Consider the following 8,120-nt stretch of genomic DNA (forward strand, 5'->3'; position numbering starts at 1 on the left):
GGAGTACACGTGAAGCGCGACGGCGTGACCCCGTGGCCGCAGGACGCGGTGCGGCGATACACGGCCAGGGGCTACTGGCGAGGCAAGCCGCTCGGCCACTGGATGTGGACCTGGGCCGACCGGGACGGCGACCGCGTCGCGGTCGTCGACGGCGAGCGGACGATCGGCTACCGCGAGCTCGCCGAGCACGCGGACGCGCTCGCCGCGCGCCTGCGCGACCTCGGCCTGCGCGACGGCGACAACATCCTCGTCCAGCTGCCGAACAGGTGGGAGTTCCTCGCGCTCTTCCTCGCCTGCCAGCGCATCGGCGTCGCCCCGGTCCTTGCGCTGATGGCACACCGCGAGCACGAGCTGCGCTATCTCGCCGACCTCGCGCAGGTGCGGGCGATCGTCGTACCCGACGAGTGGCAGGGCTTCGACCACCAGGCGCTCGCGACCGACATCGCCGGGGAGCGCCCGGTGCTCGTGCTGGGCGGCGCGCGCGGGTCCGCTGTGGACCTGGCGGAGCTGCTGGTCCGGCGGCGGGACCCGGCCGCGCTGCGTGCGGAGCTCGACGCCGTCGCGCCCGGCGCGGACGACGTGGCGCTCTTCCTCCTGTCCGGCGGCACCACCGGTACCCCGAAGATCATCGCCCGGACGCACCAGGACTACGAGTACAACGCCCGGCAGAGCGGCGCGGTGTGCGGGTTTGCCGAGGACACCGTGTACCTCGTGACGTTGCCGATGGGCCACAACTTCCCGCTCGGCTCGCCGGGCATCCTCGCCACCCTGATCCACGGTGGCCGCGTCGTCATGCTCCGCTCACCCCGGCCCGAGGTCGCGTTCCCGGTCATCGAGCGGGAGCGGGCCACGGTGACCTCGCTCGTGCCGGCGATCGCGCAGCGCTGGGTCGAGGCCGCGGCGTCGACCACGCACGACCTGTCGAGCCTGCGGCTGGTGCAGGTCGGCGGTTCGGTTCTGGACCCCGCGTTCGCCGCGCGGATCGGCCCGGCGCTCGGCGCGACGCTGCAGCAGGTGTACGGGATGGCCGAGGGCCTGCTCAACTACACCCGGCCGGACGACGGCGACCACGTCGTCCACCACACCCAGGGCCGGCCGATCAGCCCGGACGACGAGGTGCTGCTCGTCGACGAGCAGGGCGAGCCCGTGCCCGCCGGCGGCACCGGCGAGCTGCTGACCCGCGGGCCGTACACGCCGCGCGGCTACTTCCGGGCGCCGGAGCACAACGCGAAGGCGTTCACGCCGGACGGCTGGTACCGCAGCGGCGACCTGGTCCGCTGGGACGGGTCGGGAAACCTCGTCGTCGAGGGCCGGGTCAAGGACCTCATCAACCGCGGCGGCGAGAAGATCTCCGCCCCCGAGGTCGAGGCGGTGGTGGACACGCTGCCGCAGGTGCGCCGGTCGACCGCGATCGCGCTGCCGGACCCGGAGTACGGCGAGCTGGTGTGCGTGTGCGTCGTGCTCCACAGTGGACACACATTGACGCTGGCCCGGGTGCGGGCGCACTTCGCGGAGCTGGGCGTGGCCCGGTTCAAGATCCCGGAGCGGCTGGAGATCTGCACGGACTTCCCGCTGACCCCGGTCGGCAAGGTGGACAAGAAGGCGCTGCGCGCCGAGGTGCTCGCCCGGCAGGACACCCGCCGCGCGGCGTGAGCCGGCCGGCCACCCGACATGAACCGAGCACGTGATCGGCGGGACTCCCGCGGATCACGTGCTCGGTCGTGTGGCGCCGGCGTCAGGCACTCAGGCGGGCACTCAGGCGGCTTTCTGCTCCGGTGCGGTGCGGTAGAGCACGTTCTCCATGCCGGCCTTCTGGAAGAACGCCCGGGCGCCCTCCGGCGAGACCATGTCCCGCGGCTCGGACAGGTACTCCTCGAGCTGCCGCTCGAACTCGCGCACCTCGGGCTGGCGGCTCATGTGCGCGGCCACCAGCGGCAGCGGGCCGTCGACGTGGATCACGCGGATCGCGGCCTCGGTGCCGACGAACGCCATCGTGGCGAGCAGGCGGCCGACGACCTTGCCGTTCTCGTCCTTCACCTCGAAGTCCGGCCGTCCGCTCGTGCGGAACAGCTCCTTGACGGCCTCCTCGCTGCCCGCCGTGATCGGGTAGATCAGCGCGTGCCAGGTGGACATTCCTTACCTCCGTTACGGGAACTAGTGGCTGGCGGTGACGCCGCCGTCGACGTAGATGACCTGCCCGTTGATGAACCGGGCCAGTGGCGAGGCGAGGTAGGTGACCGCGCTCGCGACCTCCTCCGGCTCGGCGAACCGGCCGGCGGGGATGCGCTGCTGGAGCCGCTGGACGAACTGCGGGTTCTGCTGCGCGGCCGCCACGAAGTCGGTGCGCATGAACCCAGGGGCGACCGCGTTCACCGTGATGCCGCGCCCACCCCACTCCGTCGCCAGCTGCTTGACCAGCAGGTTGACCCCGGCCTTGCTGGCGCCGTAGGCGGAGAAGCCCATCCGCCCGCCGGCGTCCCCGCGCACCGAGGACAGGTGGATGATCCGGCCGCCGTCCCGCGCCAGCATGTGCCGGCCGACCGACTGCGACAGCAGGAAGGCGCCGACGAGGTTGGCGTTGACGACGTCGGCCCACTGCCGCTCGTCGAAGTGCTCGGCCGGCACGGTGATGAGCTTGCTCGCCGAGTTGACGAGGACGTCGATGCCGCCCCATTCCTCGTCCAGCCGCGCCACGGCGGCGTCGATCGTGGCCGAGTCGGTCACGTCGACGGCGAGCCCGAGCGCGGTGCCCCCGTTCGCGGTCAGCTTCTCCGCCAGCTCGCCCGCCTTCTCCGCCGACCGGCCGGCGACCGCGACGGAGTCGCCCCGCTCGGCGAACTGCTCGCAGATCACCCCGCCGAGCCCACCATAGCCCCCGACGACCAGAACGCGACTCACGACGCCCCCTCGCAGGCTCGGTGGCGCCGCTCGCGGTCGCCCTGTGTTTGCTGGTTCGCTCCGCAAGCTCCGCTCACGACGCCCTCCTCAACTCGACGGCACCCAGGCCGAACAGCTCGGCCGCGGTGCCGCCCAGCACGTTCGCCCGGTCCTCATCGGACAGACCGAGCGCGTCGACGGCGGCGAGCGCGTCCTTGAGCGACGTGGCGAGCGGCGGCGAGTCGGTGCCGAAGAGCATCCGGTCCGGGCCGAACACCTCGACCGCGGCACGCAGCGCCGGCAGGGACGGCGTCGCGGTGTCGACGTAGAGCTGCCGCAGCTGCTCGCTGATCGGTGGGCCCTCGAGCTGGTCGCGTTGCTGGGCCATGTCGAGCTTCTCGCGCAGCAGCGCGAGCGCCCCGCCGGCGTTCGGCACGATCAGCTTGAGCCGGGGGAACCGTTGCAGCCGCCCCGCGAGCAGGATCGCCGCCACGCCCATCGTGATGTCGCACGGACGCACGACGTGCTCGATCGCACCGACCTTGCCCATGGCCTCGGCCGCGACCGGCACCGCGGGCGGGTGCAGCAGGACAGGCGCGCCGGCCTCCGTGGCCATCGCGAAGAAGTCGTCCGTGCGCGAGTCGTCGAGGAACTCGCCGCGCACGGAGGAGTTCGCGATGACGCCCGTGAACTCCTTCTCCCGCAACCACTCCGCGGCGCGGGCCACGTCGTCGGCGGAGAACGGGTTGGCGTAGACGTAGCCCGTCAGCGCGCCGGCCTTCGCCCGCACGGTCTCGGCCACCCACTCGTGGAAGCGCGCGAGCGATGCGGGTGGCTGCGCGTAGTTGTCGTTTCCGGGAACCGGGAGCATCGTGCCGTAGCCGACCGGGCTCCCGACCACCGTCGTGGTGATGCCGAGCGCGGCCTTTCGCGCCAGCATCCCGTCGATGTCGCCGAGGCTCGGCGGCATCGGGAACTTCTTGAGCAGCTCGGGCGGCGTGACATGCCCGTGCACGTCGATTGTCATGAACCCCGTCCCCGCTCAGTCCCGCGGCGGGCCGAGGACCTGGCCCCCGTACTTCTGCGTCGAGGCGATCACCGCGCCGAAGTCGGGGAACGTCGACGGGTCGAACGCCGGGACCTCCAGCCGCTCGGCCGGCGTCCCGGTCTCGACGAACCAGTTCTCGTAGCCGGCCGGCGTGCCGAGCACGAGCGCCTTCACCGTGTCGGACTCGGCCTTGTACGAGTGCGGGACGTTGCGCGGCAGGAAGACCGAGGCACCGGGCTTGGCGTGGTACTTCTCGTCGCCGACCTCGATGCTCATCTCGCCGTCGAGAATCTGGAACAGCTCGTCCTCGCGGCTGTGCACGTGCACCGGCGAGCCGTAGCCGCGGTTGCACGACAGCTCGGCGAGCCAGTACTGCCCACCGGTGTCCGCGCCGGTCGCCTTGAACACGACGAGCGAACCGAAGTGCCAGATGGCCTGGCCCTCCTGCGGTCCACAGAGGAACGGTTTCGTCTCCGACATGGAAACTCCTCGCAACGGGTTGCACGCTCTGGTTTTCTTTCTACGCGCGGACACTCGAGACTCGGCTGCGCCCGGGTCGGGACTCGACCCCGGTGTCAGCTCAGGTGCCGGCGCAGGTGTTCATGCACGTCTTCCGCCCACACGCCTGCGGGACCTAGTAGTAGATGAGGCCCTTCGTCCAGTCCTCGTCCGGGCCGAACAGGCTGCGCGGCTTCACGACGTCGTGCACGCCGGTCAGCACCTCTGTCGGCAGGAGCGTGCCCGGGGTGACCCCGGCGACGTCAGCATCGATGCCGTACTCGGTGGCGATCGCCTGGCGCAGGCCGGCACACGCGGCCTCGCGGTAGGCGTCCGGCACCTCGACCTCCACGGTCAGCCGCTCCGGCAGGGCGCGGGCGCGCCAGAAGAGGACCTCGTGCTCGACCGGCAGCGAGAAGACCAGCTCCTCCAGGCGGTTCTGCGTGATCGTCGCGCCGCCGACCGGGTAGCCGAAACCCGCCCGGCCCAGCACGCGAACGGTCGGCAGCGCCCAGCCGCACGGGCAGTCCGCATAGCTGACCTCCACGTCGTCGCCCAGGTTGTAGCGCAGCAGCGGCATGGCCTCCCGGTACAGCGGGGTCACCACGAGCTGCCCGCTGCCCTCCGGGCCGACCGTGCCGGTGACCGGGTCGTACACCTCGAAGATCGCGCGGTCCGCCCACAGGTGCAGGTGGCCCCACGAGCACTCGCCGGCCAGGCTGCCGGTCTCGGTCGAGCCGTACTCCTCGACCACCGGCACGCCCCACAGCTCGCTGATCCGCTTGCGCCGGGTCGGGCTGACCGGCTCGCCGCCGACGAACAACGCCCGCAGCGCCGGGAAGTCCCGGCCCGGCTCGTACCCCGCCGCCCGGGCGGCCGCGGCCCACATCAGCGTCTCGGTCGGCATCGACCAGGACAGCGTGACGCCGAGGTCGTGCAGCACCCGGACCACGCGTGAGTACGGCATGGCCACCGACCGGTTGTCGCCCGGCACGACCGTCGCCCCGTGCAGGCGCGCGGCGGCGTGCGCCAGGTGGCCGGTGATCATCAACGCGTACGGCGTGCGGACGAGGAAGACGTCGTTCGCGTTGATGCCCACCCACTTGCGCGCGTAGCGCTCGGCGAGGTCGACCCAGTCCTGCGCCGTGTAGTACGACGGAGTCGGCTGCCCGGCCGTGCCGCTGGACTCGTGGTAGGTCGCGAGCTCCTCCTTCGGCACCGCGAGCAGGCCGAACGGGTACTGGTCACGGAGGTCCTGTTTGGTCGTGGGCTCGATCGACTCCAGGTCCGCGCGGGTGCGCATGGACGTGAGCGCCGAGCCGATCCGCTTCGAGTAGAACGGCGAGCGGGCCGCCCAGCCGAGCAGGTGCGGCAGCTGCTTGTCCTGCAGCGCCTGCAGCTCGTCGAGGGTGGTCCACTGCCCGATGCGCGGAAGGGAGCTCATTTTCCGGAATCCTCCTGGGTCGCTGTCGCGGGCGCGCACGGCAAATTGGAGCAGGTTCGGGTCAACGTGCCGCTGAGCCCGCCTCGAGGACGTTGCCGGATCATTTGGCCGGAAGGGGTCGTCGTCTTTTCGAAGGAGTGCGCCGTGGCGTCGTCGAGCCAGCATGCGGTCCCCGCCCACCTCCGGCTCCGCGAGCTGATCACCGGCTCGGTGCTCGCGAAGGCCACGGCGACGCTGTGCGAGCTGGGCGTGCCGGACGCGCTGACCGCCAAGCGCACCAGTGCGGAGCTGGCGGCCGAGGTCGGCGCCGACCCGGACACGCTGCTTCCGTTCCTGCGCCTCGGTTGCGCGGGCGGGGTGCTGGCCGAAGTGGAGCTGCGAGTGTTCGAGCTCACCGATCTCGGCCGGCTGCTGCGGTCGGACGCACCGGACAGCGAGGCGGCGTTGTGCATGCTCGTCGGGCGGGAGGAGGTGGACCACACGCTGGCGAAGGCGACGCGGGCGGCGCGCACGGGCGAGCCGATGTTCACGGCGGCGTACGGGAAACCGTTCTCCGAGTACGTGTCGTCCACTCCGGACTTCGCGAGACTCTACGACGTGGCGATGGCGGGGCCGACCGGCCTGGAGAGCCTGCTGGCGGCCTGCGACTTCGCCGCCACCCGGCACGTCGTGGACGTCGGCGGTGGCCGCGGTGCGGTGCTGTCCGCGATCCTGCGCCGTTACCGGCACCTGCAGGCGACGCTGGTCGACCTGCCGCACGTGGTCGAGGGGGCGCGGCCGGTGCTCGCGAGGGCCGGCGTCGGCGACCGCGTCACGCTCGCGGCGGGCAGCTTCTTCGACGGCGTCCCCGCCACCGGCGACGTCTACCTGCTCTCCCGCGTGATCGGCGACTGGAGCGACGCCGAGGCCCTGCGCATCCTCGCGAACGTCCGGTCGGCGATGAGCGCCGGTGACCGGCTCGTCATCGTCGGGAACATGCCCAGCGCCAACGACCGCACGACCTACCCGGTGGCGCTGAGCTTCTACATGTTCGCCCTCATGGGCGTCCGCACGCGCACCTACGACGAGTACGAGGAGCTGCTCGGGCAGAGCGGCCTGCGCATCGGCATGTGGGCCAACTTCCCCGACGGCGAGTCGGTCCTCGAGGCCGTGCCGGCGTGACCGCGGGTTCCCGAGCCGGCCTGCACCGCGTGTCGAGCGTCCCTGGGTAGAAACGAAGAGGGTATGCCTGCCCGACGAAGGAGGGACTCTTCATGGACATCGGAATCGGCCTCCCGGTCAAGGTTCCTGGTGTGTCCGAATCGGACATCCTGGACTGGGCGGTACAGGCTGATCGGCTCGGCTTCTCCAGCGTGGCGATCACCGACCGGATCGTGTACGACAACCTGGAGTCGCTCACGACGCTGGCCGCGGTCGCCGCGGTCACCGAACGGGTGAAGCTGGTGACGACGATCCTCGTGTCGCCGTTGCACACCAACGACGTCCTGCTGGCCAAGCAGCTCGCCACGATCGACCGCATCTCGGGTGGCCGGCTCGTGCTGGGCCTGTCGGCGGGCTCGCGGCCGGACGACTACGAGGCGAGCGGCGTGCCGATGAAGGGCCGCGGCCGGCGGGTCGAGGACCAGCTGGCGCGGCTGCGGGAGATCTGGGCGGGCAAGCGGATGGGCTACGCCGGTGCCGTCGGGCCCGCCCCGACCGACCCCGACGGCCCGCCGGTCCTGCTGGGCGGCCACACCCCGCCGGCCATCAAGCGCGCCGCCCGCCTGGGTGACGGCTGGATCTCCGGTGGCGGTGGGGTCGGCATGTTCATGGGCGGTGCCAAGGAGTTCCGGGCCGCCTGGGCGGAGCTGGGCCGTGAGGGCGAGCCGCGGACGACGGTGCTGGCGTACTACTCGCTGGGCCCGTCGGCGCGGGACCTGGCGGAGTCGTACCTGCTGTCGTACTACGGCTTCGCCCCGCCGTACGCGAACGTCGTGCTGAACAACGCGGCGGTGGGGGCGGACAAGCTGCGCCAGCAGGTGGCCGCGTACGAGGCCGGCGGCTGCGACGAGGTGTACTTCTTCCCGAGCGGCTACGGCATCGACCAGCTGACCGAGCTGCGCGAGCTGACCGCCTGACCCGCAGCGGGTGGACGGAGCTTTCTCCGCCGGAAGACGGGCGTCGTGCCGGAGCGCTGTCGGCTCCCCGCGCGACGCCCGTCTCGTCGTCCGTCTCGTCGTCCGTCTCGTCGTCCGCCGCGCTCGTTCCCGGTGC

8 protein-coding genes are annotated in these 8,120 nt (G+C 71.8%); 3 read left to right on the forward strand and 5 right to left on the reverse strand.

Features of this window, described 5'->3' with window-relative positions; translation table 11 throughout:
• Positions 1–9 precede the first annotated feature (9 nt).
• Positions 10–1,653 carry a (2,3-dihydroxybenzoyl)adenylate synthase gene (locus tag VH969_RS33215; RefSeq protein ID WP_331981852.1) on the forward strand — a complete coding sequence of 548 codons (1,644 nt, stop codon included), beginning with the start codon at positions 10–12 and terminating at the stop codon, positions 1,651–1,653.
• A gap of 102 nt (positions 1,654–1,755) precedes the next feature.
• Here the strand turns inward: VH969_RS33215 and VH969_RS33220 are convergent, their stop codons facing one another.
• From VH969_RS33220 to VH969_RS33240, 5 genes are all read right to left on the reverse strand, one after another.
• Entirely contained in the window at positions 1,756–2,133 is a 378-nt protein-coding gene (locus VH969_RS33220) for a SchA/CurD-like domain-containing protein (protein ID WP_331981855.1), read from the reverse strand.
• A gap of 21 nt (positions 2,134–2,154) precedes the next feature.
• On the reverse strand, positions 2,155–2,898 hold the full coding sequence (locus VH969_RS33225; protein WP_331981857.1) for an SDR family NAD(P)-dependent oxidoreductase: 744 nt from the start codon (positions 2,896–2,898) through the stop codon (positions 2,155–2,157).
• Positions 2,899–2,971: 73 nt separating this feature from the next.
• Positions 2,972–3,904 carry an amidohydrolase family protein gene (locus VH969_RS33230; protein WP_331981860.1) on the reverse strand — a complete coding sequence of 311 codons (933 nt, stop codon included), beginning with the start codon at positions 3,902–3,904 and terminating at the stop codon, positions 2,972–2,974.
• Positions 3,905–3,919: 15 nt separating this feature from the next.
• Positions 3,920–4,405, reverse strand: a complete 486-nt coding sequence (locus tag VH969_RS33235; protein ID WP_331981863.1) for a cupin domain-containing protein — start codon at positions 4,403–4,405, stop codon at positions 3,920–3,922.
• 154 nt (positions 4,406–4,559) lie between these two features.
• The gene (locus tag VH969_RS33240) at positions 4,560–5,867 is read right to left on the reverse strand and encodes an AMP-binding protein (protein WP_331981866.1); all 1,308 of its coding nucleotides are present in this window, start codon (positions 5,865–5,867) and stop codon (positions 4,560–4,562) included.
• Positions 5,868–6,011: 144 nt separating this feature from the next.
• On the opposite strand from VH969_RS33240, the gene VH969_RS33245 reads away from it, so the two are divergent.
• Both VH969_RS33245 and VH969_RS33250 read left to right on the forward strand, forming a co-directional pair.
• Positions 6,012–7,028, forward strand: a complete 1,017-nt coding sequence (locus VH969_RS33245; RefSeq protein ID WP_331981869.1) for a methyltransferase — start codon at positions 6,012–6,014, stop codon at positions 7,026–7,028.
• Positions 7,029–7,120: 92 nt separating this feature from the next.
• Positions 7,121–7,984 carry an LLM class flavin-dependent oxidoreductase gene (locus VH969_RS33250; RefSeq protein ID WP_331981872.1) on the forward strand — a complete coding sequence of 288 codons (864 nt, stop codon included), beginning with the start codon at positions 7,121–7,123 and terminating at the stop codon, positions 7,982–7,984.
• Positions 7,985–8,120 lie beyond the last annotated feature (136 nt).

It is taken from the genome of Actinophytocola sp. (assembly GCF_036555685.1).
In the GTDB taxonomy this organism is placed as follows: Bacteria; Actinomycetota; Actinomycetes; order Mycobacteriales; family Pseudonocardiaceae; genus Actinophytocola.

Bases quoted from the DNA above. Each gene is read 5' to 3' on its own strand.
- VH969_RS33250 (WP_331981872.1), top strand. From the start codon at position 7,121: ATGGACATCGGAATCGGCCTCCCGGTCAAGGTTCCTGGTGTGTCCGAA.
- VH969_RS33235 (WP_331981863.1), bottom strand. From the start codon at position 4,405: ATGTCGGAGACGAAACCGTTCCTCTGTGGACCGCAGGAGGGCCAGGCC.
- VH969_RS33230 (WP_331981860.1), bottom strand. From the start codon at position 3,904: ATGACAATCGACGTGCACGGGCATGTCACGCCGCCCGAGCTGCTCAAG.
- VH969_RS33240 (WP_331981866.1), bottom strand. From the start codon at position 5,867: ATGAGCTCCCTTCCGCGCATCGGGCAGTGGACCACCCTCGACGAGCTG.
- VH969_RS33220 (WP_331981855.1), bottom strand. From the start codon at position 2,133: ATGTCCACCTGGCACGCGCTGATCTACCCGATCACGGCGGGCAGCGAG.